Source organism: Leisingera sp., from assembly GCF_982940295.1.
Genome location: NZ_CEYXRG010000008.1, coordinates 16,243 through 42,851, shown reverse-complemented (window position 1 = coordinate 42,851; position 26,609 = coordinate 16,243). Strand labels below are relative to the sequence as shown.

The 26,609-nt window shown below is 63.0% G+C and carries 22 protein-coding genes and 1 riboswitch; of the genes, 16 read left to right on the top strand and 6 right to left on the bottom strand.

Annotated features, from left to right (window positions below):
- Nucleotide 1 precedes the first annotated feature (1 nt).
- The gene (locus AC4HIX_RS09445) at nucleotides 2–1,474 is read right to left on the bottom strand and encodes an NAD-dependent succinate-semialdehyde dehydrogenase (protein WP_490398812.1); all 1,473 of its coding nucleotides are present in this window, start codon (nucleotides 1,472–1,474) and stop codon (nucleotides 2–4) included.
- 199 nt (nucleotides 1,475–1,673) lie between these two features.
- Here AC4HIX_RS09445 and AC4HIX_RS09440 point away from each other — a divergent pair, with 199 nt between their 5' ends.
- The 12 genes from AC4HIX_RS09440 (at nucleotide 1,674) to AC4HIX_RS09385 (ending at nucleotide 13,730) form a co-directional block, all read left to right on the top strand.
- Complete coding sequence (locus AC4HIX_RS09440) at nucleotides 1,674–2,459, top strand: alpha/beta hydrolase (protein WP_490398811.1); 786 nt, start codon at nucleotides 1,674–1,676, stop codon at nucleotides 2,457–2,459.
- A gap of 191 nt (nucleotides 2,460–2,650) precedes the next feature.
- Nucleotides 2,651–3,859, top strand: a complete 1,209-nt coding sequence (locus tag AC4HIX_RS09435) for an aminopeptidase P family protein (RefSeq protein WP_490398810.1) — start codon at nucleotides 2,651–2,653, stop codon at nucleotides 3,857–3,859.
- 315 nt (nucleotides 3,860–4,174) lie between these two features.
- Nucleotides 4,175–4,915, top strand: coding sequence for a CDP-diacylglycerol--serine O-phosphatidyltransferase (gene pssA, locus AC4HIX_RS09430; protein WP_490398809.1), 741 nt, complete (start codon nucleotides 4,175–4,177; stop codon nucleotides 4,913–4,915).
- Nucleotides 4,916–4,942: 27 nt separating this feature from the next.
- Nucleotides 4,943–5,566, top strand: coding sequence for a class I SAM-dependent methyltransferase (locus AC4HIX_RS09425; RefSeq protein ID WP_490398808.1), 624 nt, complete (start codon nucleotides 4,943–4,945; stop codon nucleotides 5,564–5,566).
- Between the two features lie 171 nt (nucleotides 5,567–5,737).
- On the top strand, nucleotides 5,738–6,820 hold the full coding sequence (locus tag AC4HIX_RS09420; RefSeq protein ID WP_490398807.1) for a hypothetical protein: 1,083 nt from the start codon (nucleotides 5,738–5,740) through the stop codon (nucleotides 6,818–6,820).
- On the top strand, nucleotides 6,810–7,112 hold the full coding sequence (locus AC4HIX_RS09415; RefSeq protein WP_490398806.1) for a hypothetical protein: 303 nt from the start codon (nucleotides 6,810–6,812) through the stop codon (nucleotides 7,110–7,112). The genes AC4HIX_RS09420 and AC4HIX_RS09415 overlap by 11 nt, the downstream gene beginning before the upstream one ends.
- 108 nt (nucleotides 7,113–7,220) lie before the next feature.
- A complete protein-coding gene (locus AC4HIX_RS09410) occupies nucleotides 7,221–8,342 on the top strand; it encodes a hypothetical protein (protein WP_490398805.1) in 1,122 nt (373 codons plus the stop codon).
- A 104-nt stretch (nucleotides 8,343–8,446) separates the two neighbouring features.
- Nucleotides 8,447–10,384 carry an AAA family ATPase gene (locus tag AC4HIX_RS09405; RefSeq protein ID WP_490398804.1) on the top strand — a complete coding sequence of 646 codons (1,938 nt, stop codon included), beginning with the start codon at nucleotides 8,447–8,449 and terminating at the stop codon, nucleotides 10,382–10,384.
- 268 nt (nucleotides 10,385–10,652) lie between these two features.
- The gene (locus AC4HIX_RS09400; RefSeq protein ID WP_490398803.1) at nucleotides 10,653–11,447 is read left to right on the top strand and encodes a hypothetical protein; all 795 of its coding nucleotides are present in this window, start codon (nucleotides 10,653–10,655) and stop codon (nucleotides 11,445–11,447) included.
- Nucleotides 11,444–12,805 (top strand): DUF6638 family protein, encoded by a 1,362-nt coding sequence (locus AC4HIX_RS09395; protein WP_490398802.1) that lies wholly within the window; start codon nucleotides 11,444–11,446, stop codon nucleotides 12,803–12,805. Before AC4HIX_RS09400 ends, AC4HIX_RS09395 begins: the two co-directional genes overlap by 4 nt.
- Before the next feature lie 2 nt (nucleotides 12,806–12,807).
- Complete coding sequence (locus tag AC4HIX_RS09390) at nucleotides 12,808–13,074, top strand: hypothetical protein (protein ID WP_490398801.1); 267 nt, start codon at nucleotides 12,808–12,810, stop codon at nucleotides 13,072–13,074.
- Between the two features lie 11 nt (nucleotides 13,075–13,085).
- Nucleotides 13,086–13,730 (top strand): DUF1523 family protein, encoded by a 645-nt coding sequence (locus tag AC4HIX_RS09385; RefSeq protein WP_490398800.1) that lies wholly within the window; start codon nucleotides 13,086–13,088, stop codon nucleotides 13,728–13,730.
- A gap of 54 nt (nucleotides 13,731–13,784) precedes the next feature.
- On the opposite strand, the gene AC4HIX_RS09380 is transcribed toward AC4HIX_RS09385, so the two are convergent.
- Nucleotides 13,785–14,891 (bottom strand): alcohol dehydrogenase family protein, encoded by a 1,107-nt coding sequence (locus tag AC4HIX_RS09380; protein WP_490398799.1) that lies wholly within the window; start codon nucleotides 14,889–14,891, stop codon nucleotides 13,785–13,787.
- A gap of 319 nt (nucleotides 14,892–15,210) precedes the next feature.
- A riboswitch (cobalamin riboswitch) is annotated at nucleotides 15,211–15,411 on the top strand.
- A gap of 106 nt (nucleotides 15,412–15,517) precedes the next feature.
- Between AC4HIX_RS09380 and AC4HIX_RS09375 the strand changes: the two genes are divergently transcribed.
- Both AC4HIX_RS09375 and AC4HIX_RS09370 read left to right on the top strand, forming a co-directional pair.
- The gene (locus AC4HIX_RS09375; RefSeq protein ID WP_490398798.1) at nucleotides 15,518–16,753 is read left to right on the top strand and encodes an aromatic ring-hydroxylating oxygenase subunit alpha; all 1,236 of its coding nucleotides are present in this window, start codon (nucleotides 15,518–15,520) and stop codon (nucleotides 16,751–16,753) included.
- A 4-nt stretch (nucleotides 16,754–16,757) separates the two neighbouring features.
- Nucleotides 16,758–17,843 carry an FAD-binding oxidoreductase gene (locus AC4HIX_RS09370; protein WP_490398797.1) on the top strand — a complete coding sequence of 362 codons (1,086 nt, stop codon included), beginning with the start codon at nucleotides 16,758–16,760 and terminating at the stop codon, nucleotides 17,841–17,843.
- 58 nt (nucleotides 17,844–17,901) lie between these two features.
- Here the strand turns inward: AC4HIX_RS09370 and AC4HIX_RS09365 are convergent, their stop codons facing one another.
- Nucleotides 17,902–19,554 (bottom strand): ABC transporter substrate-binding protein, encoded by a 1,653-nt coding sequence (locus AC4HIX_RS09365; RefSeq protein ID WP_490398796.1) that lies wholly within the window; start codon nucleotides 19,552–19,554, stop codon nucleotides 17,902–17,904.
- A gap of 112 nt (nucleotides 19,555–19,666) precedes the next feature.
- Entirely contained in the window at nucleotides 19,667–21,325 is a 1,659-nt protein-coding gene (locus AC4HIX_RS09360) for a BCCT family transporter (RefSeq protein WP_490398795.1), read from the bottom strand.
- A 119-nt stretch (nucleotides 21,326–21,444) separates the two neighbouring features.
- Between AC4HIX_RS09360 and AC4HIX_RS09355 the strand changes: the two genes are divergently transcribed.
- Nucleotides 21,445–22,377 carry a LysR family transcriptional regulator gene (locus tag AC4HIX_RS09355; protein ID WP_490398794.1) on the top strand — a complete coding sequence of 311 codons (933 nt, stop codon included), beginning with the start codon at nucleotides 21,445–21,447 and terminating at the stop codon, nucleotides 22,375–22,377.
- Between the two features lie 5 nt (nucleotides 22,378–22,382).
- Here AC4HIX_RS09355 and AC4HIX_RS09350 read toward each other — a convergent pair whose 3' ends face one another.
- Both AC4HIX_RS09350 and AC4HIX_RS09345 read right to left on the bottom strand, forming a co-directional pair.
- The gene (locus AC4HIX_RS09350) at nucleotides 22,383–23,786 is read right to left on the bottom strand and encodes an MATE family efflux transporter (protein ID WP_490398793.1); all 1,404 of its coding nucleotides are present in this window, start codon (nucleotides 23,784–23,786) and stop codon (nucleotides 22,383–22,385) included.
- A 142-nt stretch (nucleotides 23,787–23,928) separates the two neighbouring features.
- On the bottom strand, nucleotides 23,929–25,506 hold the full coding sequence (locus AC4HIX_RS09345) for a DUF5928 domain-containing protein (RefSeq protein ID WP_490398792.1): 1,578 nt from the start codon (nucleotides 25,504–25,506) through the stop codon (nucleotides 23,929–23,931).
- Between the two features lie 139 nt (nucleotides 25,507–25,645).
- On the opposite strand from AC4HIX_RS09345, the gene AC4HIX_RS09340 reads away from it, so the two are divergent.
- Nucleotides 25,646–26,464 (top strand): sulfotransferase family protein, encoded by an 819-nt coding sequence (locus tag AC4HIX_RS09340; protein WP_490398791.1) that lies wholly within the window; start codon nucleotides 25,646–25,648, stop codon nucleotides 26,462–26,464.
- Nucleotides 26,465–26,609: the final 145 nt, after the last annotated feature.

Here is a 26,609-nt window from a genome sequence, read left to right as displayed (position 1 = left end):
ATCAGACCGACATGCAGATGTACTTCATCTCCAGGTAATCTTCGATACCGTGGTGGCTGCCTTCGCGGCCCAGGCCGGACTGCTTGACGCCGCCGAACGGGGCGACCTCAGTGGAGATAATGCCGGTGTTCACCCCGACGATCCCGTATTCCAGCGCCTCGGCCACCTTGTACACGCGGCTCAGATCCTTGGCGTAGAAATAGGACGCCAGGCCAAAGATGGTGTCATTGGCCATTGCGATCACCTCATCCTCGTCCTCGAACTTGAACAGCGGGGCGAGGGGGCCAAAGGTCTCGTCGGTGGCAAAGGCCATGTCCTGGGTCGCGCCCTTGACGATGGTCGGCTGGAAGAAGCTGCCGCCCAGCTCCGACGGGTTGCCGCCCAGGATCACTTCGCCGCCCTTGGAGGTGGCGTCGGAAATATGCTCCTGCACCTTGTCGAGAGCGTCCTTGTTGATCAGCGGGCCGAAGTGGGTGTCTTCCTTGAGGCCATCACCCACGTTCATCTTCTCGACCGCGGCTTTCAGCTTCTCCGCAAAGGCATCGTAGACGCCGGCCTGCACATAGATCCGGTTGGCGCAGACGCAGGTCTGGCCGTTGTTGCGGAACTTGCACATGATGGCACCTTCGACGGCGGCATCCAGATCGGCGTCGTCGAACACGATGAAGGGCGCGTTGCCGCCCAGTTCCATCGAGCATTTCATCACCTGCTCGGAGGCCTGCTTCAGCAGGATGCGGCCCACTTCGGTGGAGCCGGTAAAGGTCAGCTTGCGCACCGCGGGGTTTTCGCAGAACTCTTTGCCCACATCCGAAGATCGCGATGACGGGACCACGTTGAACACGCCCGCGGGGATCCCGGCGCGTTCTGCCAGAACCGCCAGCACGATGGCCGACAGCGGCGTCTCCGCCGCGGGGCGTGCAACGAAGGAGCAGCCCGCCGCCAGCGCCGGGCCGGCCTTGCGGGTGATCATCGCATTGGGGAAGTTCCACGGCGTGATCGAGGCGGCGACGCCAATCGGCTGCTTGATCACGGTGATGCGCTTGTCGCGCTGGTGGCCGGGGATGGTCTCGCCGTAGACCCGCTTGGCCTCTTCGGCAAAGAACTCGATGAAGGAGGCGCCATAGGCGATCTCGCCGCGCGACTCGCTGAGCGGCTTGCCCATTTCGGCGGTCAGGATCACCGCCAGATCCTCCTGGTTCTCCATCATCAGGTCGAACCACTTGCGCAGCACGTTGGCGCGCTCCTTGCCGGTCCACTTGGCCCAGTCTTTTTGCGCGGCTTCAGCCTGGGCAATGGCTCCGGCCACCTGGGCACGGCTGACATCGGCCACTTGGGCGATCACGTCGCCGCGGGCGGGGTTGGTCACGTCAAAGGTGCCGTCGCCGTCGGCAAACTTGCCGCCGATATAGGCGCGGGTCTCCAGCAGGCTGGGGTCTTTGAGCAGGGATTTCAGGTCAGTGGTTGCGTCAAGCATTGCGTGCCTCCCGGGTGTTCTGTCGCTGAAATGCAAATCAGCTGTGCCTTGATATGTCCAGAAGGATTGATGAGTCCAGAATTTGATCAAATTTTTCGGCAGGGATTGCGGGAGGCGGGATTTTCAGCCGGGCAATTTGACATGTCCTGTGCGAGACTGTCAGGTAGCCGCAAAGAATAATTTAAAGGGGAGATCAGGCATGGAATTGGATGATGCCTATGCCAACGGGGCCTATATCGAGAACGCAGAGGCATACCCGCCGCGCTGGGCGGCCTCGGCCGAGGATTTCCGCAACAGCCTGCATGAGCGCGCCCGCCTGGACATCCCCTATGGCGAAGGCGGCCGGCACCGGTTCGACCTGTTCCTTCCGGAAGGCGCGCCGAAGGGCGTGTTTGTCTTTGTCCATGGCGGCTATTGGCTGGCGTTCGACAAAAGCTCCTGGTCGCATCTGGCGCGCGGTGCAATTGCACATGGCTGGGCGGTGGCGATGCCGTCCTACGACCTGTGCCCGGACGTGCGGATCGCCGATATCACCCGGCAGATCACCGCGGCGGTGACCCGGATCGCGGCAGAGGTCGAGGGCCCGATCGCGCTGGCCGGCCATTCGGCGGGCGGTCATCTGGTGGCGCGGATGCTGGACAAGGCCCTGCTGCCGGAAGAGGTGGGGGAGCGGATCAAGACGGTGATCCCGATCTCGCCGCTGGCGGATCTGCGGCCGCTTCTGCGGACGTCGATGAACCAGAAGTTTCAAATGGACTCGGCTGCGGCCATTGCAGAAAGCCCGGTGGACATGACGGACCGCTACCCGGCTGAGGTCACGGTCTGGGTCGGCGGCGAGGAGCGCCCGGCCTTTCTGGATCAGGCGATCTGGCTGGTGGAGGCCTGGGAGGCGGATCATGTGATCGCCTTTGGCAAACATCATTTCAACGTGATCGACCCGCTGGGGGATCCCGAAAGTGACATGGTGGCGCTGATCGTGAACTGATCGCGGAGCGGTGGGCGGAATCGCCCACCCTACGGGCCTGGGGTGTAAATTCTTCTTGCCAGAATCCCCTTTCCCCCGCATCTTCCGCGCAAGGGCCAGGCGATGGCGTCGCCGCATGGGATACATGGTGCCCTCACATTCCAAACTGTCCTGAACGCCGGGACCTTTCTTGTAAGAAGGAAGGGTCTGATATGACTGCACGTCCTGAAATGTACCGATTTCACAATGGTGAGAAGGCGCCGCTGCAATTTGCTGTCTCCGAGTATGAGGCGCGGATTGCGGGCCTGCGCAAGATCATGGCGGAGACCGGGGTGAGCGCCGCCGTCTTCACCTCAATGCACAACATCTCTTACTACTCGGGCTTCACCTATTGCGCCTTTGGCCGCCCCTACGGGCTGGTGGTGACCGCGACCGAGGCCGTGACCATCTCGGCCGGCATCGACGCAGGCCAGCCCTGGCGCCGCTCGTTCTGCGACAACATCACCTATACCGACTGGCAGCGCGACAATTTCTGGCGTGCAATCAAGTCTGTAAGCGGCGAGGGCGCGGTTGTCGGCTATGAAAGCGACCACCTGACCCTGCTGCAGAAGGGCAAGCTGGAGGCCTTCCTGAACCCGTCCAAGCTGGTTGATCTTTATGAGCCGACCATGCGCCAGCGGATGGGCAAGTCGGCGGCCGAGATCGAAATGATCCGGGCCGGTGCAGCCGTTGCCGACGTGGGCGGCTTTGCGATCCGCGATGCGGTCAAGGAAGGCGTGCGCGAGATCGACGTTGCGATGGCCGGGCGGGATGCGATGGAGCTGGAGATTGCCAAGCGCTTCCCCGACGCCGAATACCGCGACACCTGGGTCTGGTTCCAGTCCGGCATCAACACGGATGGCGCCCATAACCCCGTGACGGGGCGCACCCTGCAGCGCGGCGATATCCTGTCGCTGAACACTTTCCCGATGATCTCCGGCTATTACACCGCGCTGGAGCGGACCATGTTCGTGAAGGAAGTGGATACCGAGAGCCTGAAGATCTGGGAGGCCAACGTCGCCGCCCATGAATACGGCATCTCGCTGCTGCAGCCGGGAGCGAGCTGTGCGGAAATCACCCACAAGATCAACGCCTTCTTTGAGGAGCGCGACCTGCTGCAGTACCGCACCTTCGGCTATGGCCATTCGTTCGGGGTGCTGTCGCACTACTATGGCCGCGAGGCCGGGCTGGAGCTGCGCGAAGATATCGACACAGTGCTGGAGCCGGGCATGGTGATCTCGATGGAGCCGATGCTGACCATTGCCGAGGGCAATCCCGGCGCGGGCGGCTACCGCGAGCACGACATCCTGGTGATCCACGAGGATGGCAACGAGAACATCACCAAGTACCCCTACGGCCCGGAGTTCAACGTGGTCGGATGAGCCGCGGAGCAGGCGGGCGCTCCCGCCTGCTCATGGCCTCCCGGAGGGAGGCCTTCGCAGTTGGGCGTGGCACCGTGCGATGCACGGTGCCCTCTCATTTCAGGCGGCACCGCCTGTACACCTTGCGTACACCCCCTGTGCACCCCCTTGGCATCCCCTTTGCACTGGGGCGGCTGCCGGTGCCGCAAATATTGCGCCGCGGCGGCTCTTGGGGCATACGGGCGCAACGGTTACAATAGCCCCCAAGTTTACCCCAAGGTTTGCCTCTGCGCCGCGGCCTCTCCAGCGCCCCGCGAGGAAGAAAGTGCCACCGCCATGTATGACGCCCCGGAAAAGAAGAAATCCGAATTCGCGCTGATCCAGCTGATGCCGAACATGATGACCATCGGCGCCATCTGTGCGGGCCTGTCGGCGATCCGCGCTGCGGTTTACGGCAATTACACGCTGGCGGTGATGCTGATCCTGCTGGCTGCGGTGCTGGACGGTCTTGACGGGCGACTGGCGCGGGCTTTGCACAGCGAGAGCAAGATGGGCGCGGAGCTGGATTCGCTGGCCGATTTCCTGAACTTCGGGGTGGCGACGCCGATGGTGATCTATCTCTGGGCCTTGCAGGATGTGCGCGGCGTGGGCTGGATCTCGGTGCTGGTGTTCTCGGTCTGCTGCGTGGTGCGGCTGGCGCGGTTCAATGTCGGCAGCAAGTCGGAGGAGGAGCCGAAGGGGCGCAGCGGGTACTTCGAAGGCATCCCGTCGCCTGCCGGGGCGTTTTTGGCGATGCTGCCGATGTTTGTCTCCTTCGCCTTTGACGGAGCGATGGTGCTGCCGGAGCTGCTGATCTGCCTGCATATGGTGGTGGTCGGCCTGCTGATGATCAGCCACATCCAGACCTGGTCGCCCAAGGCGATGAAAATCTCCCGCGAGCATGTTAAATACCTGCTGGTGGGCTTTGCCTTCATGGCTGCGGCACTGTTGACCTATGCATGGACGGTGCTGGTTGTGCTATGCGTTGGCTACGTTGCTATGGTTATTTGGGGGCTGGTTTCCAAGCCGAAGGGCTAGCCCAAGACGTCCAAGGGGAGGGACGAATTGGATATCAAGGCAGTAGAGGAATCTTACGCGCGCTGGGCGCCGGTATATGACAGGACCTTCGGAGCGGTGACGCGCTCGGGCCGCCGCCGCGCAACCCGGTTTATCAATTCCCGCCAGGGCAAAGTGCTGGAGGTTGGCGTCGGCACCGGGCTGTCGCTTCAGCATTATGCACCGCATCTGCAGGTGACCGGCATTGATTTCAGCCATGACATGCTGAAGAAGGCGCAAGCCAAGGTGCGGGAGATGGGGCTGACCCAAGTCGAGGCGCTGCGGCAGATGGATGCGCGGCAGCTGGATTTCCCGGATAATTCCTTTGACACCGTTGCAGCCATGCATGTGCTGTCCGTCGTGCCCGATCCTGAGCAGGTGATGCGCGAGATCGCGCGGGTTCTGAAACCCGGCGGCAAGGTGGTGATCACCAACCACTTCAAGAGCGGCAAGGGCGTCCGTGCCTCGCTGGAGAAGCTCTCGGCGCCCCTTGCCAACGTGATTGGCTGGCACTCCGATTTCGCGCTGGAAACGGTGCTGCAGGAGGACGGGCTGAGCGTCGAGCAGCAGGAGAATATCCCGCCCTTCGGAATGATGACCTTTCTGGTGCTGGGCAAGCAGCAGACCATGTGACGCTGCCCTTTTTGCGCGAAACAGCCCCCGGGTTTCCCCGGGGGTTTTCTTTGTGCGGCCTCTCTGCAACAGTGACCTGGAAACGGGTGGAATTGCGCCGTCCGAGGGGATGTAAATTCATTTTACATCCCCATATCCAGATCAGTTATTTGAGCGGGAGGAACGGATACTATGAGTGTTTCCCAATTTGACAGGATGGTGGAGGAGAGCCAGGAGAAGGTCCGGGACTCTCAGGCCAGGATCGAGGCGCTGACCTCGCGCATCGAGACCGCGCGCAGCAAGATCGAGGCGGGCGAGGATGCCAGCATCGACATCGAAAACGCCACCCTGGAGGATGTCCACGCGCACACCGAGGTGATGAATGCCAATATCGCCGAGCTGATCATGGGGCTGGACGATGTGACGGCGGCGTTCTCCAAGGATTTTGACGAGATGCGCTCCAAGACCGGCTGGGAGAGTTTTGTCGGCTTCTTCTCCAAGGGCAAATCGGACTCGATGCGCCAGGAGCGGATGCGCACCGCCAATATCGACGACAAGCTGCAGGACCTGATCGCCAAGTCCGACGTGATCGTGAAGCTGCTGGAGGGCCAGCTGGCCACGCTGGAAGAGCAGCGGGAAAAAGTGCAGGTGAACCTGACCGCCACGCTGGACGACCGTGAGTTCACCGTGCAGGAGCTTGAGGCGGTGCGGGCTGAGATTGTCGGGCTGGACCCGCAGATCATCGAGCTGGAGAACAAGATTTCGGTCGAGCAGGACGCCGCCGCGCGCACCAAGCTGGAAACTGAGCTGGCGGAGCTGAACACCAAGTACAATGCGCTGGTGCAGGAGGAGCAGGTGAAGCTTGCCAAGTCCCAGACGCTGGAGCGCTATATCGAGAAGGGCAAGACCTGGGTCGACAGCCTGCAGAACCAGGCGGCGACGCAGATGGTGCTGATCAACAAGCTGCAGACGGACACCCAGCAGCGGGTGGTGCTGTATGATGCGCTGACCAAGTCGCTGAAGACCGCGCAGCAGCAGGATGTGGCGCACCGGATCAACGAGATCGGCGTGCAGACAGACAAGGAAGCCCAGACCGCAATGGCGGCGATCGGCACCGCGACCAATCAGAAAATGGCCGACATGCTGGAAGCGCATGAGGGCAACATGGTGTTCGCCCGCGACGTGCTGGAGAAGAAGGCCAAGGCGGATGAACGCTTTGCCCGCCGGTTCGCCGCGATTGTCGAGAAGCACGACAAGAACCTGTATGGTGGGTAACGACCGCGAAGGCGGCCCGTGGGGCTTTCTGCGTGTCTGGGCCATACTGGGCGCATTCGTTCTGGCAGGTTACCTTGTTGGAGGCGTGGTGCTGGATCACCGGGAGACAGCAGAAGGGTATGAGCTGCTTTTCCGTGATCCTCAGCAGAATTGGCAAGCTGTTGCGGCTTGGCAGTATTGGCTGCACCGCTTCAGTATGGTCGGCTTTTTTGCCATCTTCTTTACGGCTCTTGCGATGGGGCTGGTCACTTGGTGCAAGAAAGAAATGTTCGATGGAAACAGCCAGAGCTGAATTGGTTTGGAACAGAGGATCGCGCCCGGCCCGAGGGTGGGCGTTCGCGCCCGCCCTGGGGGGCGGGTCGGGCGCGATCCGGGCTGCTGCGCACCCCGGAGGTTTGGTATGACCGATCCCTCCCACGGCCACGCAGGCCTCAGCGATACCTTTGCCTCGCGCCGGTATTTCAAGAAGTTTGAGACCATCATCCGGCATCTCACGCGGGTGGCGGCGGCGATGCAGGCGGAGGGGCGGCTGTCGAAATCTGACGTGAAGGTGCTGACCGCCTATCTGATGCGGCTGAACTTCACCTTCCGTGCGCTGTCGATGAAATACCTGATGGCGGGGCGCGACACAGGCAGGTTTTTCGGCAGCCTGGCGATGGACAAGCGCGACAGCGGTTTTCCGGTCGCCGCCGAGCTGATGACCATGGCGAATGACGCCCAGCAGGCGGAGCGGCATCTGGCCAATATGGCGAGCGAGACGCAGCTGAAGGACGATATGGTGCGCACCATCATCTCCGACCGTACGGTGCCCTCGAAACTGCAATTCGCCCTGTCGCAGCGGCTGTATTATCAGGAGCTGCTGAAGGGGCAGCTGTTCTGGACCCAGAACGACCCGGAATGCGAATGGCTGGAAAACATCGGTGAGCGGCGGCGGCGGTTTCTGCTGCATTGGGCGGCCTACGACAGCCAGGTGAACCTGCCGGTGATCTACCTGATGGAGCTGGAGGACAGCGGCAAGGTGGCGCTGCCCAAGGATGAACGCCGCTGGCCCGAGGTTCAGGCGCATCTGATGGCGCAGGCCTTGGCCGGGCTGAAGCTGGTGACCATTGCCAAGGGCTTCGACGAGGATTTCGACGACCTCCACCCCAAGCATCTGCGCCGCTACCACGTGGGGCCGATGTATTCCTCCGCCTATACCGAGCAGTCCGGGCCGCTGCACCGGGTGCTGGAGGAGGCCGAAGCGCCCGAGGGCCAGGACTGGGCCTTAGCCTGGACGCTGGAGGAGCTGGAAAGCGAGGAGGTGCGCGAGGAGCGCGCGGGCTGGTTCGGCACCGTGCAGCGGGAGATCTTTGCGCTCGACCCCTTTGGCGGGCGCGGGGCGGATACCGGGGCGACCCGGACCCGGCGCGCTATCATCCTGCCGCAGCGCCCGTTCCAGGTGCTGGCAGAGCTGGATCCGCCGGGGTTTGCGGACGTGCAGAAGTTTGTGGTGAGCGAGGCGGGGCAGGTTCTGCGCTATTGAGCGGCGTACCTTCCGAGAGCGCGGGAGCCTCCGGCGGGGATATTTTGAGCCAGAAGAAGTGCGGGTGGATTTTTTGCCCGCAAGGTGCGGATTGAGAGGGTGAGATGAGCATTTCAGGCAATCAGATGGAGCTGCGGGAAGAGGATATCCGCAAGCATTACGCTGCTGCGGCGGCGATGCTGGAGGGGTTCGACCACACCCCGCGCATTGCCAAGCCACAGGCCGCCGCACAGGCGCCGGAGCGCTCGCCCGGGATTGCCCGCAACCGCCGCTTCCGCTCGACCACGCCGGGGCTGGTGACACGCTCCACCGCGCGCCCCGAAGGGGTGCATCTGATTGCCCGCATCGAGGCGGCGGATGGGGAGGATCCGCTGACCTCTCCGTTGCAGGCGACCTTGCAGCACGCGTTGCGCCGGGCGCTGGCGGTCTCGCTGGCGATGGCGGAAGCTTATGCGGATGTCTCCGGCCTTGGTGATCTGAAGCGGGCCAACCTGGCTGGATCGCTGGATGCGGCGCGCAAGGGCGAGTTTACCGAACTGCTGGCGGCGGAGGCGCTGATTGCGGCGCATGTGTTTGCCAATGCCACCGCCTATCTGCTGGCGCCGCACGGGTCCGAGACGCAGGCCGAGGTGGGCGAGGCGGAGGAGCTGCTGACGGATAACGCGCCGCTGGCGCTGCACGGGGCGCTGTGGGAGCTGGACCAGAAGCTGGCGCTGCATGCGCCGGATGATGCGCATCTGATTGCGGCTGCGGCGGCTTACGCTGAACAGCTGATGGAGAAGGCGGCCTTGCGGGCGCAAAACGCGTCGCGGCTGGAGGCCTTCACCGCCGCCGCCTGGCGCGTGGAGGCGGATGATCTGACCATCAGCGGCTTTGAGCCGGCGGCCAAGGCAAAATCCACCACCCTGACGATGGCGTTCAAGAAGCCGCATGAGGTGGTCGGCAACCATATCGCCAAGTACCAGGCGATGCGGCTGGCCAAGATGCTGATGGCTTATGATTTCGACCGCCGCCTGAACCCCTTTGCCGAGATGGGCGGCTTTATATTTACCTTCATGGGGGACGGTAAGCCGGGGACCGGCAAGACGACGCTGATCCAGATGATGGCCGGGCTGATCCACGACTATTGCCAGAACGCGGGCTATGCCTTCCGCTATCAAAATTTCGGCATCGATAATATTGACAGCTATCAGGGCAAGTCGGGGCAGAACGCCAAGTCGTTCATCCAGAATGTGATTGATCCGGGCGTGATCGGCTTTGGCACCATCGACGACATCGACCAGATCGCAGGGAAACGCGGCGACCGGCAGTCCAGCGCGGGCCAGCAGGAGGTGACAGCCGTGTTCATGGAGGCCTTTGCCGGCGCCAATACCGTGGTGCGCGGCAACTGCACCTTTGGCATGTTCTCCAACTACCCGGAGAATGTGGACGACGCGTTGCGCCAGCGGGCCGGCGCGCGGTTCCTGGTGGACGGGCCGCAGACGCGGGAGGATTACATCGACATCCTGACGCTCTTGATGGGCAAGAACCATGCGATCCCGCTGGGCGAGCACGATCTTTATGGCGCGCAGGAGATCAAGAAGGCCGTCGCGCGCTCGTTTGAGGCGCACAACCGCCCGCAGGAGCCGGGGCTGATGGAGGTTTTTGGCCGGGTGCACGACCAGATCGGCGAACTGGATGACCTGGCCAAGCTTGGCACGTACCTGAAGGCGATCCAGCAGGCGGATGAGCGGTTTACCGGCCGCGCCATCAAGAACATCACCGATGCGGTTAAGGTCCGGGCGATGGATTTCGAGCTGCCGGATGAATGGATGGAGAACCCGGAGCTGTTCCTGTTCAAGGATTACGAGACCAAATCCGCGATGATTGCCGAGCTGCGGGTGCCCATCACGGTCGACATGGTGGTGCAGGAGATCAACCGCTACGCCGACAGCGAGTTCCGCTATGCCGACAAGTCGGATGAGGCGGCGATTGAGGCCATGGTGCGCGATTTCGGGCGGCAGGAAGAGGCCAAGCGGCGGTATCTGGAGGGGAAGGGGTGACTGTTTCGCGCAACAGAAGGGCAGAGCCTGTCCGCGGGCGGAAGCGAAGTGCCCGCCCGTTTTGCCGGAGGCAAACCTGCGGTTTGACGGGGCGGACGGGCGCTGCCCAAGCCGCAAGCGTCTCGGGCGGGGAGGTTTTACCGCTATTGCCCGCTGATCTGGGGAACGGGCTTCGTTGTTGGGAAGATTGTAGGGAACTAGGTACTCCTACAGGCCCAAAATTTGGCCGCCGGAGTGATTTCGACCACTGCTCTATCGGGAGAGGGCTGTGAGATCGTTCGTCCAAAAAAATCTATCGAAGACAGTAGCTTGGCTAGATGTGCGGCCATCAGGGCCAGTGGTAGTTGCTTTAGCTTTAACAATAGTGTGGTTTGCTGCCATCTTCATTCTTGCTGCCAGACCAACGTTTCAGATTTGGAGTTTTTCCGGGCCAACCGCTCTGGATCTATTTTGGGGATCACCTCCAAATGAAATGGGCGATACCTTGGCCGGATTGGCAGGTATCCCTGTTTTAGTCTGGGTGATTGCAGCAACTTTCATGCAAAGAAAGGAACTCAAGCAAGCGAGGAATGAGTACGCTAAGATGGCTGCTGCTCAAAATTCTCAGCTAAAACTTGCGCATAGCCAACAAGAAGACGTGAACCAAGAAGCTGTTTTGATAGGTATAAAACGCCGCCTTCAATCATTAGATGACAAGACTGTAAGCTATTTAGCGCACCCTGCTGGACAACCCTATTCCCATGTTGAAGGACGGATTTCCCCTCGAGGAAACAGTCTGGGAGTCGTTGAGTTTTACCAAGCTCTGAATAAGTGCCTGAGCAAGGCCGTGAACAGGCAAAACGAAGGTCGGCTAGATATAGAAGAGAGTATCAATAGAGGGTTTGGCGGCGAGAGGGTCCAAGTCTTAGAGGCTCTTTGGTACATGGAAGGTATGGCAAAGAATAAAGGTAGCCTTTCGCTTGCCGGGAAAATGCGTCAGAGCGATATGAAACTGGAACACTCTGCGATGTTGTTAAGAGAGATCGTTACAGTTCTTACCAAAGCGGAGGAGGGCAAGAAATGAAACGCCTCATCCAGCATGGCCTGATGTTCGGCAATCTCTTCCATGTGGCCTCGCCCGCGCTGGTGGAGCGCTATAACCGCGCGCTGAAGCATCTCACCGGCAAGACCACGGCTCTGACGGATTTCCACGTCGATATCTCGGGCTTTTCGCCCGAAATCGGAGATGAACTGGGGGATGATCACTATCTGAACCATGCGGGGGTGAACCGGCAGTTCATTCTGCTGTCGACCGAGCAGAAGCGCTGCCCGCTGCTTCACGTGAAATTCTCCACCAGCCGGGACATCCTGCGCCGGTTCATCGACGTCAATGAACGCCAGCTGTTTGCGCTGACGGCGACCGATGCCGTTGCCGGCGAGCTGGTGAATTCGGTGTTTGAGGTGTCCTCGCCCGCGAAGCTGTTCGACATCCGCCAGGTGCGGATCGAAGCGGATACCACCAAGGGCACGTTGCGCCATGCGGACCGCCTGGCGGAGCTGGTGGAGCGGTTCAAAACCGGCGAGGATGCCTGGTTTGACGATGCGCTGATCGGGGAGATGATTGCGACGGCTGAGAGGACCGGCGATGTGACCCGCAATCCGGTGCATCTGGAGCATGAGGTCTTTGAGCAGTCGAACTTCTGGACCGCGCATTTCGGCGGGCTGTATGTGTTTCAGGGGGTGGAGCACCCGGCGGTGATTGCCAGCGGGGCGAAGCCCGAGGGGGTGCCGCTGCGCCATGTGTATAGCTTAAGCGAGCGCAATGCGATTGCCCGGTTCCTGGAGCTGAACGGCCTGGCGGAGCCGGTGATCCGGGCGCGCGGCGTCGATGGCGCGGCGATCCTGCGGCAGAAGATGGGGTTCCTTGCCGTGTCGGTGCTGACGGAGAAGGGGCGGGACCTGTCGGGCTTGTCGCGGTCTGATCTGAGGCGGATGGCGGCGCGCCATGCGGATGAGCTGCCGGCGGAGTTCGAGGGGCTGGCGGCGCTGGTGCGCTGGGCCGAGGGGGGCGGTAAATGGCCGCGGATTTCCTCGGGCCATCCGGCCTATTTCTATTCCCTGCGGGCGTCGGATACGCCGGACCGCGATCTGGTCAACATGCTGCTGGCGGAGCTGTGCCCGCATGACTTCCGGCAGCTGTTCATCTGCCACAAGGAGGAATTCTACCGCCAGTACCGCGGCTGGCCGGAAACGAAAAAGGCCTATGCGGCGGAATTCCTGGCGCGGGAGTATGCGGTGGACAAGGCCGGCGCGCGGGAGGCGCTGTTCGGGCATGAGCCGGATATGGAGGGGCGGATGCCGAAGCTGCCGCGCAGCCGGAGCGAGAACGTGGTGGAGCGGGTAGGCCCCTGGGGTGCGGTGAACCGGGTGAGGGGGCGATAGAGATGTTCGGCTTTATCCGCCTGGTCCTGATCCTTTTGGTGGGGCTGACCGTGGTCTATGGCGCGGTGTCGCTCTATTCGCGGGAGGTGCGGCGGGCGAAGCTGAAACGGCGCTGGAAAGACAAGGGGTTGACCGGCGACCGCGCGGCCTTCATCCAGCGGGGGCTGAGGCAGTATGACCGCTCGTTCCGGCGCAAGCTGATCCTCCTGGTCTATATCGTTCCACTGGGAGCCATCGCGCTTCTGGTCTATGTCATTAACTTCATGTGAGGAGCTGCCCCGTGCGTTTCATCAAATGGGCCTTTCTGATCACCTTCTGGGTGCTGTTCGGCGCCTTCCTGCATTACACGCTGCCGCAGTACGACGTGGTGCGCATCGTCAACACGTACGAGGAGCGGCAGGAGCTGAACGACTGGACCCGCATCTTCTGGTCCAAACCCGACGACCAGTCGGCGCAGCTGATCAACCGGGATGTGCAGTTTATCCAAGGGGTGCGCCCCAGCGGCCGGGCCATCGTCTATCGCAACGAAGACACCGGCTGGAGCTGGCCGCCCTATTTCAAGTTCGACACCGCCAACCTGTACACTGACGCCAATGACAGTATCTCGACCAGGGCCAACCCGGAGTGGGTGGCGGTGATGCATTACGGCTGGCGCAACGAGTTCCTGTCGATCTTCCCCAACGCGGTGTCGATCAAGCCGGTGGCGGGGCCGGAGGACAAGCCAACCAATTGGTTCAGCATCATCTTCCTGGTGCTGCTGGCCGCGGTCATGTGGGCCATCTATGTGCGCTGGCGCCGGTTTCGGCGGGCGCGGATCGACCCGATGCTCGAAAGCGCCGAGGACAGTCTTTATGCCGCGGGCGATGCGATTTCAGAGCGGCAGGGCCGGTTCCGCCGCTGGCTGGACAGCTGGAAATCGAAGTGAGGAGAGGCCGCCCCCCAGGCGGCCTTTTCATTGGTCTTGAAGGCCTGTCGGCCGTCAGGCCTGCGGCGGCACCAGAACGAAGTTGCCGAAATGGGTTTTCTCCAGGAACTCCTGCTGTGCCCTGGCGATGTCCTTGAGCGGGAAGACCTTGGCGAGCAGCGGCCGGATCTCGCCGCGCTCGATGTATGAGATCAGGTTCGGAAACACCGGCTCGTCCCAGGCGGTGCAGCCGATCAGGGTGACGTCCTTCAAATACATGTCCCGCATGTCCAGATCGACAACCGGCCCGGCGATGGCGCCGCTGGACACAAGGCGGCCGCCGCGTTTCAGCAGCTTGATCATCTGCGGGAAGCCGGCCCCCGCGACGTTGTCGACGACCACGTCCACGCTTTCCCCGCCCAGCTCCGCCAGCAGATTGCTGCCGCGGTCCAGAACGATATCCGCACCTAGCTCCCGCAGCTGATCCATCTTGCCCTGGCTGGTGATTGCCGCCACCCGGGCGCCGCGGCGTTTGGCCAGCTGCACTGTGGCGGAGCCGACACCGCCGGAGGCACCGGTCACAAGCACCAGTTCGCCTGCGCGGACGTCTGCGCGGTGCAGCATGTTCTCGGACGTGCCGTAGGCGCATGGGATCGTTGCCAGCTCTTCGTCCGACCAGGCGCAGTCCACGGGGAACACCTCGGAGGCGGGGACTTTGACGTACTGGGCAAAGGCGCCGTCGAAGTCCGAGGCCATCCAGACGTTGTCCATCACACCGTAGCCATTGGGGCGCATGCAGGGCCGCACCAGAACCCGCTTGCCGGTCAGGGTCTGGCTGGCGCCTGGGCCGGCGGCGACAACCTCGCCGCAGCAATCGGTGCCCTGGATCAGGGGGAAGGGGGTTGCCTTGTTCCAGCCGCCGTCGGCCTTTTGCTCGGCATGGGTCTCCTGATGGCCGGCGGCCGCGGCGGTGTCCGTTGTCACGCTGGAGGAATACCACCCGAGCCGGGTGTTGATTTCGGTGTTGTTTACCCCGGCTGCGAGGACCCGCAGCAAAAGCTCCCCCTCTGCGGGCTCCGGGATCGGCACGGCTTTGTATTCAAGCTTGTCATAGCCGCCGTTTCCGGTGGTCACGACGGCCATCATGGTTTTAACGCTGCTGTCTGTTTTGGGTCCGGGCATGGGCGGCCTTTTCTGATCACGCGGGGTTGGTGAAAGGTCTTGGAATTTGGCGCAATTATTGCCCGCAGGGCGGGGGCGGCGGCAAGGGCGGAATCCGGCGGCGCAGCCCGGCCTGCCTGCTGGCCACCGCCCCGCGAATCGGTCCTTGTGTCTGGGTCGAGGGGAAATACACCAAAGATCAGCGCCTTGCCGCAAACAGGCTGGCGGATGCCGGTTTGAGATTCTGGACATCCCTGTCCCGCCGGCCCCCCCAAACATGCATGTCTTTTTCCGGTTTCGGCGGGTCGGATTTGTCTCCGCTTGCGGGCCGGGATTAGGGCAATTTCCGCCTCAGCAAGGTGCCGCCTTTCGGGGCAGAGAATTGGGAAGCTGGTGAAACTCCGGCACTGCCCCCGCAACGGTGACCCCGGGCAAGGCATGGCAAAAAACCACTGAAGCCAATGGCTTCGGGAAGGTGCCAGGCCCCGCCGCCGAATGGCCCCGGGACAGTCCGGAAACCAGCCTTGCCAAAAAACGTCAACCGCGGGCGGCGGCGGGGCGGTTGCGGGCGCGTGGCCTGCAATCTCTCTCTCCATGCCCGCAGCCAAGCCAACCTGCCGCGGGGATGCGGCAAAGGAGAGAAGCAGATGCTTCAGGACAGCGAGATTCTGGCCAAACTGGTGGCCCGTCAGAAAAACTATTCCCTGGAACAGGCGTTCTATACCGATCCGGGCGTTCTGGATCTGGACATGCGGCAGATCTTCTATCGCGAGTGGCTGTTTGCCATTCCCGCCTGCGAGATCCCGAAGGCGGGCAATTTCGTGACCCATCAGGTCGGCGCCTACAACGTCATCATCGTGCGCGGCACCGATGGCCAGGTGCGCGCCTTCCACAATGCCTGCCGCCACCGCGGCTCGGTCGTCTGCAAGGCGAAGAAAGGCAATTCGCCCAAACTGGTCTGCCCCTACCACCAGTGGACCTATGAGCTGGACGGCTCGCTGTTGTGGGCGCGCGACATGGGGCCGGATTTCGATGCCTCCAAGCACGGGCTGAAGCCGGTGCACTGCCGCGATCTGGCGGGTTTGATTTACATCTGCCTGGCGGATGAAGCGCCGGATTTCGATGCTTTTGCTGAGGTGGCGCGTCCCTATCTGGAGCCGCATGACCTGGCCAATGCCAAGGTCGCCTATGAAAGCTCGATCATCGAGAAGGGCAACTGGAAGCTGGTCTGGGAGAACAACCGCGAGTGCTATCACTGCGGCGGCAACCACCCGTCGCTGTGCCGGACCTTCCCGGAGGATCCGTCGGTGACCGGTATTGAAGGCGGCGAGAACCCGCCGCACCTGCAGAAGCATTTCGACCGGATCGAGGCGGCGGGCGTGCCGTCGCAGTTCCAGATCGACGCGCGCGGCCAGTACCGCGTGGCGCGGATGCCGCTGAACGAGGGCGCCGAGAGCTATACCATGGACGGCAAGGCGGCTGTGGCCAAGAAACTGGGCCGGGTGCCCTTTGCCGATGCGGGCACGCTGTTGAAATTCCACTATCCGACCACCTGGAACCACTTCCTGCCGGATCATTCCATCGTGTTCCGGGTGACCCCGATCAGCCCGACCGAGACCGAAGTCACCACCAAATGGCTGGTGCACAAGGATGCGGTCGAGGGCCAGGACTATGACCTGAAGCGGCTGACCGAGGTCTGGGTCGCGACCAATGACGAAGACCGTATCGTGGTGGAGGACAATCAGCAGGGCATCAACTCGCCCGCTTATGAGCCCGGCCCGTACTCGGAAGTGCAGGAAAGCGGCGTCATCCAGTTCTCCAACTGGTATGCCGAGCACCTGACCCGCGCGCTGACCGGCCGCCACCTGATCGCGGCGGAGTAACGGCATGGGACTGCAGGCAAACTTCGAGACGCTGGACGAGACCCTGGCGTGGAAGGACGACGAGATGCTGGAATGCGTCTCTGTGGTACCGGAGGCGCCGAACACCGCCACCTTCAGCTTCCGCGCGCCGTCCGGCGCGTGGTTCAAATACCAGCCGGGCCAGTTCCTGACGCTGGAGCTGCCGGTGCCGGGCGAAACCGTCTGGCGAACCTACACCATCAGCTCCTCGCCGTCGCGGCCGCTGTCGATTTCGGTCACAGTCAAGGCGCAGGCCGACAGCATCGGCACCCGCTGGATGCTGGACAACCTGCGTCCGGGCATGTTCCTCAAGGCCTCTGGCCCTGCGGGGGTGTTCACTCTGCCGAAACGGCCGAACGGCAAGTTCCTGTTCATCTCCGCAGGCTCCGGCATCACGCCCAGCCTGTCGATGACACAGTACCTGTTCGACCGCGGCCAATCGCCCGACGTCTGCTTCATCAACTGCGCCAAGCGGCCCAGCGAGATCATCGCGCGGCGCCAGCTGGAAGGCATGGCGGCGCGGGTGCCCGGCATCAAGCTGCATTTCGTGGTGGAAGAGGACGATCCCTATCAGGTCTGGACCGGCTACCGCGGCCAGCTGAACCAGATCATGCTGGGGATCATCGCCGGCGACTACCTGGAGCGCGAGGTCTACTGCTGCGGGCCGGATCCGTTCATGCAAGCCGTGCGCGACATGCTGAACGGCTTGGGCTTTGACATGGAGAACTACAACCAAGAAAGCTTTGGCGCGCCGGTGGAGACCGAGGCCGATGCGCCGGAGCTGGACGATGTGGTTCCCGAGGAAACCGCCGCCGCCGAGATCACCTTTGCCGCGTCGGGCGTCACTGCAAACTGCACCGAGACCGATACGGTGCTGGCTGTGGCCAAGGCGTCGGGCCTCAACATCCCGTCGGGCTGCACCTTCGGCATCTGCGGCACCTGCAAGGTCAAGAAGACCGCGGGCGAGGTGCATATGGTCCACAACGGCGGCATCTCGGAGGAAGACGTGGAGGCGGGGTACATCCTGGCCTGCTGCTCCAACCCGATTGGCCGGGTTGAGGTCGAGATTTGACCATAAAGAAGGGCGCGTGCCGGTGTGGCGCGCGCCCTTTTCTTCTTTCAGCCCCTGATCAGGCTTCCAGCGCCAGCTTGTGCACGTGGATTTCGTTGATCGGGTGGCTTTCGGCGCCGATCACACCCGGGCGGGCGTGGCGGTAAAGCGAACGCCAGTAGGGCTGGATGATGGTGCCATCCTCGCGCATGAATTTTTCGATGCCTTCCATGTGCCCGCGGCGGGTGTCGGCGTCGGCAATGGCTGAGGCGGTTTCCAGCATGGAATCGAACTCAGCGCTGGCCAGCCCGGTTTCATTCCAGGCGACGCCGGTCTTGTAGGCCAGCGTCAGCACCTGCACGCCCAGCGGGCGGTGGCCCCAGTCGGTGGAGCTGAACGGGTACTTGTCCCAGTCGTTCCAGAAGGTGTTGCCGGGCAGCACGGTGCGTTTGACCTTCAGCCCCGCGTCCCGCATCTGCGCCGCCAGCGCATCCGTGGTGTTGCGGCGCCAGTCGTCGTCGATGGAAATCAGTTCATGCTCGAAGTCGAGCATCCCGGCCTCTTCCATCAGCTGGCGCGCGGCCTCTGCATCGCGCACCGGCGCGCCGATGTCGGCGTATTCCGGGTGGATCGGGCAGACATGGTGGTTTTCCGCCAGGGTGCCGCGGCCGTCATAGCCGAGTTCCAGCAGCACCGCGTTGTCGCAGGCCAGTGCCAGGGCGCGGCGGACGCGGGCGTCGGCATAAGGTTGCATCCCGTCCACCTCGGCGTCGCGGTTGGTGCGCAGGACCAGGGTGTTGGCCGAGACCGACTCGCTGACGTTCCAGCCGATGGAGGTGAAGATGTCGACGTATTCGCCCACGGTTTCGTAGGTCATGTCGATTTCTTCGGATTCCGCTGCCGACAGGTGGGTGGCGCCGTCGGTGCCGAAGTCAATGAACTCGATCCGGTCGAGATGGGCGCCTTCGCCCCACCACTGGTGATCCGGGTCCTTTTCCAGCACCGCCTTAACACCGACCTCGTATTCGACCAGCCTGTAGGGGCCGGTGCCGATCGGGTCGGCGCCCGGATCGCCGGACCAGCCGTCCGGCACGATGGCGGCGGGGTATTCGGTCACCGCCGGGATGATGGTGATATCGGGGCGGGTGAGCTTCACCTTGAGGGTCAGCTCGTCCACCACCTCCAGCGCGCCCTCGGCGGGGCCGTCGCCGGCCTCGTTCTGCAGCGATCCCATGCGGGCGGCCATCGAGTTGCCTTCCCATTTGCCGTCGCACCAGCGGGCAAAGTTGTAGGCCACGTCCTTGGCCGTCAGGGTGCCGCGGCCGTCGTTCCAGTGCACCCCGGGGCGGATGTGCAGCAGGTATTCGGTGGCGTCCTCGTTGACCTCCCAGCTTTCCAGCAGGCGGGGTTCAAAGGTGCCGTCGGCGTTGTACTGCACCAGGTATTCCATGTAGCCGCGCACCAGGTTGCCCAGCTGCGGCCAGTTGAACAGTGGCGGGTCGAGCAGCGCGCGCACAACCTGCTGGATGCGGATGGTGCCGCCTTCCTGGGCATTGGCCGCCGCTTGCACCGGCTGGCTGAGGCCGATCATGCCGTAGGCGGCAGAGGCGGTCACCCCCAGCGCGGTTGCGCGGCTCAGGAACTCGCGCCGGTCCAGCTTGTGTTGTGCAACTTCCTCCGCATGCATCCGCACCGCGGGGTGGAGAGAGTCCCTGTTGTAGTATTTGGTCATTTTTATGGTCCTTTGGTTGAAGGCGTCCGCCCCTAGCATGAAGGAGCGGCGGAGCTTGTAAAGTGGCGAATGGCTGCGCTGCCCGTCCGCAGCCATCCGCCCGGGGAGATCCTTATTCCGCCGGTTCCTGGGTGACGGTGGTGGCCAGGCCTGCCTGCTCGCGGCGGCCGTCGTTGTAAATCGCCTTCACCAGAGCGGCGCATTGCAGCACCATCACCAGTGAAAACGGCAGGGCGCCGATCACCATCGCGGTCTGGATCGCCTTGAGGCCGCCGACCAGCAACAGCGCCGTCACCACTGCACCCAGCGCCACGCCCCAGAAGACGATGTGCGGGCGGGCCTTGGGGCCTTCGTCGCCGGCGGCATTGATGGTGTTGACGATCAGCACCGCGCTGTCCGCCGTGGTCACCAGGTAGGTCATCAGCAGGATCACGATCATCACCGACATCGCCCAGCCCAGCCAGGGCGACAGCATGTACTGCACCATGGCAAAGATCTTGTCGCCATCGGGGGCTGAGCTGATCCGGCCGCCTGCGCCGCCGTGCAGCTCCAGGTCGATGGCGGTGCCGCCGGCCCAGGTGAACCAGACAAAGCACATCAGCGACGGCACGATCATCGCGCCCAGCACGAACTCGCGGATGGTGCGGCCCTTGGAGATGCGGGCGAGGAACAGGCCGACGAAGGGCGCGAAGGCAATCCACCAGGCCCAATAGAACACCGACCAGCCGCCCTGCCAGCCTTCGAGCTTGGAGGCGACGCTGTCCGGGTTGCCGTCGCCGGTCCAAACCCGGAACAGCATGTCGGGCATGGCGACCAGGTAGTCCCACAGGCCGACCAGCAGCGCCTGCAGGCCAAAGAAGGTGGAGCCGAACAGCAGGAAGAAACTCAAAAGCGCAATGCTGAGCACCATGTTGATGTTGGAGAGCCACTTGATGCCCTTGCCCACACCCGACAACGCCGAGGCAGTGGAGGCCAGCATGATCACCAGAATCGCCACGATGACGCCGGTGGTGTTGGCGGTGCCGCCCTCGTTGGTCAGCCCGCCGATACCGATGCGGGTGAGGCCGGAGACAAACTGTTCAACCCCGAACCCCAGCGTTTGTGCGACGCCGAGGATGGTGGCGACCACGGCGACGATATCGACGGTATGGCCGATGGAGCCGGAGAGCCGCGCGCCGAACAGCGGTGTCAGCGAGGAGCGCATGGTCAGCGGCAGGCCGCGGCGGTAGCTGAAGAAGCCAAGCGCCAGCCCGGCAATGGCATAACAGGCCCAGGCGCCAAGTCCCCAGTGCAGGAAGGACCACTTGTAGGCCATGCGGATATTGTCCGCGGTGCCGCCGTTGGTGAGGCCCTGGATGACTTCCGGGTTGTTGTTCCAGTGATAGATCGGCTCTGCCACCGCCCAGGTCAGCATGCCGACCCCGATGCCTGCGCCGAACATCATCGAGAACCAGGAGAAGTTGGAGAATTCGGGCTGGTCGCCGTGCTGCCCCAGCTTGAGGCGTCCGGCGGTGGGCCAGATTGCAAGTGCTGCGCAGCACAGCACGAACAGCGCCACGGTCCAGATGTACCAGGCCCCGAAGGAGGCGAGGATGAAGCCGTTGATCGAATTCAGCACCGCGCCCGACTGTTCCGGGAAAGCGATGGCCCAGACCACCAGCCCGCCGATCATCAGCTTGGAGGAGATGGTGACGATCTGGCTGAAGCCCCGGTAAAAGCCGCGGTCGGATGTGCCGATCGGCAGATCCGTCAAAGGAGGTTTGATTGACATAGAGTATCCCTGTTTCCCTTGCTCTGCCGGTTGATGCCGCCGGGGCTGCGGCCTTAGCAGAACTTACGCAGGGCATTTTCTGTTACAAAAATTCTGCCTTTTGCAGTAGGCAATTATTTATGGATGACATTAGCAGCATTAATAGGAAGCTGAGCTACAACCTGGTCGCGCTGCACACCTTCGACCTGGTGGCGCGGCATGGCAATTTCACCGGCGCGGCAGAGGCGCTGGGGCTGACGCAGTCGGCGGTTTCGCAGAAAATCAAGGGGCTTGAGACCGAATTGGGCATTGCCCTGTTCCGCCGCGGGCACCGCGGGGTGTCGCTGACCAACGAGGGGGTGCGGCTGCTCAATGTTGTGCGCCCGGCGATGACGCAAATGGGCAATTCCGTGTCATCTCTGCTGGAACGCAAGTCGCGGCCCAGGGTGCGGGTTTCAGCGGATTTTGCGTTTTCCAGCTTCTGGCTCTTGCCGCGGCTGTCGCATCTGCGGGCGGAGCTGGGTGATGAGATCGAGATCCAGATCCTGGCCAGCCAGGTGCCGCCGGACGACTATGGCGAGGATTGCGATATCAAGATCCACGTCGGCCCGCGCAGCAGTATGGGGGACGGCGATGTGATGCTGCTGCAGGAGCGGGTCGGCGCAGTGTGCAGCCCGGCTTATCTGGAGAAGCATGGCCCGGTGCCCTCGGCCGCCGGCCTGCTGGACTGCCAGTTGCTCAGCCTGTCGAAACCGGCCTCGGCCGAGTGGCAGACCTGGCAGGGGTGGTTCGACCGGCTGGGCATCGCCGGGGAGCGGTCGAAGCACTACATCAGCTTCAACAACTACGACATGGTGGTGCAGTCGGCGGTGTCCGGCGACGGCATTGCGCTGGGCTGGCTGGGGCTGATCGACCGGCTGCTGCAGAGCGGCGCGCTGGTGCAGGCGGTGCCCGATGTGGTGGTGAGTGATGCGGGCTATGTGATGTCGCGCGACTACTCCAGCCGCCTGCAAGGGCCGAGTTTGGTGTTCGACTGGATCGCCGAGCACTTGGCGGGGCAGGTCAGGCGGTAAAGGCTCTACCAGCCGCGGCGGCCCAGCAGGGCGTGCAGCCGGTTCTGCGGCGCAAAAGCATCGACCGGAGCGGGCCGGGTGAGGTCCTGCAGCACCCGGTGCACCAAGAGCGCGCCGAGTGCGGCAAAGATCATCCCGCCAGCGGCCTGGCCCAGCAGCACCCCCGGCGCGCCGGCCAGGTGGCCGCCCAGCACCGCCAGCGGCCAGGTGCCCAGGGTGTGGCGGCCCCAGTTGATCCAGGTGGAATAGACGGGGCGGCCCAGGTTGTTGAAGCTGGCGTTCTCGACAAAGATTACGCCATTGAAAAAGTAGGCCAGCGCCAGCGGCCCGCAAAACAGGTAGATCAGCGCGCGGGTCTCACCGGTGGCGGAGAACAAGTCCGCGATGGGCACTCTTAGAGCAAACAGCACTGCCGCCATCAGCAGCACGTAGACCGCGGTGAAAGTGATGCCAGCCATAAAGGCCTGGCGGACGCGGGCGAACTGCCCGGCGCCGAAGTTCTGCCCGATGATCGGGCCGATGGCGCCCGACAGTGCGAAGATCACCGAGAAGGCCACCGGCATCAGGCGGCCGATCACCGCCATGCCGGCCACCGCTTCGGTGCCGAACTGGGCAATCTCGCGCAAAACAATGGCGTTGCCGACCGGGGTGGCGACGTTGGTCAGAACCGCCGGCAAAGCAATCGCCCGGATCGCCCGCAGATCGCCTGCAACCTGCGCCGGCGCTGGCCGCATAAAGCCCTGGTGCACCCGGATCGCAGGCCAGAAAGCGGCCACCAGCATACAGGCCCGGGCCAGCACCGAGGCAATGGCCGCCCCGTCCAGCCCCAGTCCCAGGCCAAAGATCAGCAGCGGATCCAGCACCGCGTTCAGGCCGCCGCCGTAGAGCGTCGCCACCATCGAGCGGCGGGCATCGCCATGGGCGCGCAGCACGGCCATGCCGGTCATCGCCAGCGCCATCACCCACATCGTCGGCAGGATGATCCAGACATAGCGCATCGCCAGCCGCAGCACCTCGCCCTCCGCGCCTAGCAGCGTCAGGATCTGCTCCAGATAGGCGAGCACAAGAACGGGCATCAGCAGCCCGGTCAGGACGCCGATGGCGGCGACGCTGGTGGCGTAATGGCGGGCTTGGTCCGGCCGGCCCGCGCCCAGCTCCCGCGCCACCAGCGAGCCTGCGGCAATCGACAGGCCGATATTGATCGAGTTGGTGAAGAACAGCAGGGTGCCTGCATAGCCAACGGCGGCGGCCAGCGCGTCATTGCCCAGCATGGCGATAAAGGCCATGTCGACAAAATCGACCGCGAACATCGCCATCAGCCCGATACTGGCTGTCAGCGACATGCGCGTCACATGCCGCATCAGGCTGCCGGTGAGGAAGACCGCCTTGGGTTCCGCCTGGTCTGCCATCCATTGCCCCTTTCAGCGTTCGAGCACCTGCGCCCGTGACGGGCAAACGCCAGGCTGTCCCGGACAGTTCCGCGCATCTGCATATGACGAAGCCACCGGTACCGGGTTGTCAACCTGCGCCGCGGCGTGTCTGGCAGCCAGCTCAATCAGCAAACAGGTGGCGGGTTGCGGCAAGCTCCATCGCCTTGTCGCCTGACAGAGACAGGAAGCCGCTGAGCTGGCCCGCGTTTTCCTCGGCGCTTGCACTCTCGCGCACGTGGAACAGCTGGTTGAACCCGGCATCGCGGATGCGGTCGCCCTCGTGCAGGATATCGTTCCGGATTGTCGGCAGCAGCCGGTCCAGGGCGAGCTGCGGCGTGCGCTCGCCCGCGAGGCCGACCCGGTGGGCGTGGCCGACCAGGTAATCATCGCTGAACTCGCATTCGATGTGCAGGAAGCGGGTCGAGGAGCGGTCGGAATGGAAGTCATTCATCAGGTCGATGGCGCCGGGGTCCAGGCAGATGATCAGCTGATCGGTCTCGTAGTATTCGAACAGCATCCGCATCAGCGCCCGGCGGTGGCGGGTGCGCTTCATCAGGGCCGTCTGGATGCCGCCCAGGTCCGGCAGCGGGGTGTTTTCCTCGTTGAACAGGTACTCAATGGCGGGGATGTTGGTCACCTGGCGGATCTGCTCCAGCAGCCGCTTGGCCACATGCCATTTCTTGCACACCACAATCAGCAGCTCGCGCTCGCGCCCCAGGGTGCTTTCGGTTTCCCAGAACCGCGGCGCAAAGCGGCGCCCGATGCGGCCGCGCTGGGCCAGGAACCGGTACAGGCTTCGCCCCTCGTTGGAGATCTGGAAATCCACGCCCTGCGCCGCATAGAGCCGCCCCAGGCGGGATTTCAGCTCCTTGGCCTCAGGGCTGATCTTGCGGGCAAACAGGAAATCCTGACTGAGCAGCAGATCATAGTGATCATTGTGGAAGCTCACCGGCATGCCGTAGTCGGTGAACATCAGGAAGGTGAGGGTGCGGCTTTCGATCTCCTGTTCGGGAATCAGGTGGCGCACCAGGGTCTGAAAGAAGGTCTCATCCGGGATCCAGGTGGAGCGGAAGAATCGCATCACATCGCGGCGTTTGCGGATGAAGTCCAGGATCCACTCCACCGTGCGCCGCCGCAGGCACCACCACTGGCTGCCGATCTGCACCTGAATGTCTGAAGGTATTTCGCGCTGCAGCCCCAGCCGTTTCTGCAGCTCGTGGCTCCAGTAGAACAGCTGCTTGTGCTTGCGCTCGTTGAAGAAGTGCCGGTAGATCAGTCGGCCTTCCTTCATTCCGGTCTTGATCCAGTCGCTTTCAAAGAAGTCGAAGCTTTCGATAAAGTCCTTGTCGTGCGCGTCCAGGAACCGGTGGGCGTATTCCGCCGTCTTCACCGCCATGCAGTCGCCGGACAGCATGTAGAAATGGGTTGCGCGCGGAAACTCCTCCACCGCGCTGTTCAGCGCGTGCAGGGTGGCCTGCACCAGCGACCACTCCCCCCAGCCGCATTTGATCCGCTTTCCCGCGAAGGCCACATTCGGGTTGTCCGCCAGCGCCGTCCGGATCATCCGGTAGTCTTCCGGCGCCGCCCGCCCGTCGAAGTGGATGGACATGTAATCGCCAGCCGCAGTCAGCCGCTCAGCCTGCTGGATGATCGCCTCGGGGTCTTTATGGCAGAGCAGGATATATGCGATTTTCGCCATAGGGTGGACGGAGCGCCTCGACTTGCCTGATTGTTTCCCTTGATAGGCGGGCTGAAGGCACGAATAAACCAGATAGTTTCCGTTTCGGTAAACATATGCGATGAAGCTGGGAATGGCGTGAACAAGATGAGGGCAGCGGATGGGGTTCCCCGGCACCTGGATGACGGAAAGTGAAAGTGTGGTCTACCGGGTGGTGCCGAAATGCGCCTGCTCGACGATCGGGCAGATCCTCTACTACTCCGATCACGGCACATTCTTCGACGGCGACATTCACGACGCCAAGGAGGGGCTGCACAAATGGGCACAGGAGCACAGCCAGGGTCCGATCACCCGCAATGTGCAGGGGCAGCGGTCCTATGCCTTCACATGTGTGAGGAACCCCTATACCCGCATCCTCAGCTCCTTCTTCGACAAGATCTGCGGCATCCAGCGCAACGGCCGCCGCTACCGCGGCAACCTGGTGCCCAAGCTGGCCTATGAGTACGGGATCGAAGTCGGCGGCGAGGACGGCAAGCAGGAGTTCGACCAGATCGCCAGCTTCCGCCGGTTCCTGCTGTTCGCCCGCGACACCATCCGCTGGCGCCGCCCGATGGACCCGGACATCCACTGGTCGGCAATGTCGGGGCATGTTTCGACCTTCATCCTGAACGGCGGGCGTTACAACCAGATCTTCTGGACCGAGGCCTTCAACGAGGGCATGCAGCAGGTGCTGGACGCGATCGAGACGCCGCATCCGGTGGACCTGGCCGCAATCCCGCGCTTCAACGAGAGCGAAGGCCACGGCCCCAAGCGCGCGCATCCGGTGGAGGATTACTTCGACGACCTGTCGATGCATCTGGTCTACGAGATCTACAAGCGCGATTTCGAGCTGTTCAAATACGATTTCGAGAACCCGGCCAACAAGATGCCGGTGGGCGAGATCGACCTGGACGAGGTGCACGCCAAACTGGGGGAGTAGGCAGACAGGGCCGCAAGCGGGAGCTCCCGCGCCTTTGCCGCTGCATCAAAGATGCAGCTCAAAGCCTTGGGCCCGGCGCCGCTGACGCGGCGCGGGCGGGTGGTGCAATCGGCCATATGGCTTCACCTTTGCCCAAATACTCCCG

Excerpts from the sequence above, each read along its gene's own strand:
- AC4HIX_RS09340 (WP_490398791.1), top strand. The coding sequence starts at position 25,646 with ATGGGGTTCCCCGGCACCTGGATGACGGAAAGTGAAAGTGTGGTCTAC.
- AC4HIX_RS09355 (WP_490398794.1), top strand. The coding sequence starts at position 21,445 with ATGGATGACATTAGCAGCATTAATAGGAAGCTGAGCTACAACCTGGTC.
- AC4HIX_RS09350 (WP_490398793.1), bottom strand. The coding sequence starts at position 23,786 with ATGGCAGACCAGGCGGAACCCAAGGCGGTCTTCCTCACCGGCAGCCTG.
- AC4HIX_RS09440 (WP_490398811.1), top strand. The coding sequence starts at position 1,674 with ATGGAATTGGATGATGCCTATGCCAACGGGGCCTATATCGAGAACGCA.
- pssA (WP_490398809.1), top strand. The coding sequence starts at position 4,175 with ATGTATGACGCCCCGGAAAAGAAGAAATCCGAATTCGCGCTGATCCAG.
- AC4HIX_RS09365 (WP_490398796.1), bottom strand. The coding sequence starts at position 19,554 with ATGACCAAATACTACAACAGGGACTCTCTCCACCCCGCGGTGCGGATG.
- AC4HIX_RS09405 (WP_490398804.1), top strand. The coding sequence starts at position 8,447 with ATGAGCATTTCAGGCAATCAGATGGAGCTGCGGGAAGAGGATATCCGC.
- AC4HIX_RS09395 (WP_490398802.1), top strand. The coding sequence starts at position 11,444 with ATGAAACGCCTCATCCAGCATGGCCTGATGTTCGGCAATCTCTTCCAT.
- AC4HIX_RS09415 (WP_490398806.1), top strand. The coding sequence starts at position 6,810 with ATGGTGGGTAACGACCGCGAAGGCGGCCCGTGGGGCTTTCTGCGTGTC.
- AC4HIX_RS09360 (WP_490398795.1), bottom strand. The coding sequence starts at position 21,325 with ATGTCAATCAAACCTCCTTTGACGGATCTGCCGATCGGCACATCCGAC.
- AC4HIX_RS09380 (WP_490398799.1), bottom strand. The coding sequence starts at position 14,891 with ATGCCCGGACCCAAAACAGACAGCAGCGTTAAAACCATGATGGCCGTC.
- AC4HIX_RS09375 (WP_490398798.1), top strand. The coding sequence starts at position 15,518 with ATGCTTCAGGACAGCGAGATTCTGGCCAAACTGGTGGCCCGTCAGAAA.
- AC4HIX_RS09435 (WP_490398810.1), top strand. The coding sequence starts at position 2,651 with ATGACTGCACGTCCTGAAATGTACCGATTTCACAATGGTGAGAAGGCG.
- AC4HIX_RS09345 (WP_490398792.1), bottom strand. The coding sequence starts at position 25,506 with ATGGCGAAAATCGCATATATCCTGCTCTGCCATAAAGACCCCGAGGCG.
- AC4HIX_RS09370 (WP_490398797.1), top strand. The coding sequence starts at position 16,758 with ATGGGACTGCAGGCAAACTTCGAGACGCTGGACGAGACCCTGGCGTGG.
- AC4HIX_RS09390 (WP_490398801.1), top strand. The coding sequence starts at position 12,808 with ATGTTCGGCTTTATCCGCCTGGTCCTGATCCTTTTGGTGGGGCTGACC.
- AC4HIX_RS09410 (WP_490398805.1), top strand. The coding sequence starts at position 7,221 with ATGACCGATCCCTCCCACGGCCACGCAGGCCTCAGCGATACCTTTGCC.
- AC4HIX_RS09445 (WP_490398812.1), bottom strand. The coding sequence starts at position 1,474 with ATGCTTGACGCAACCACTGACCTGAAATCCCTGCTCAAAGACCCCAGC.
- AC4HIX_RS09420 (WP_490398807.1), top strand. The coding sequence starts at position 5,738 with ATGAGTGTTTCCCAATTTGACAGGATGGTGGAGGAGAGCCAGGAGAAG.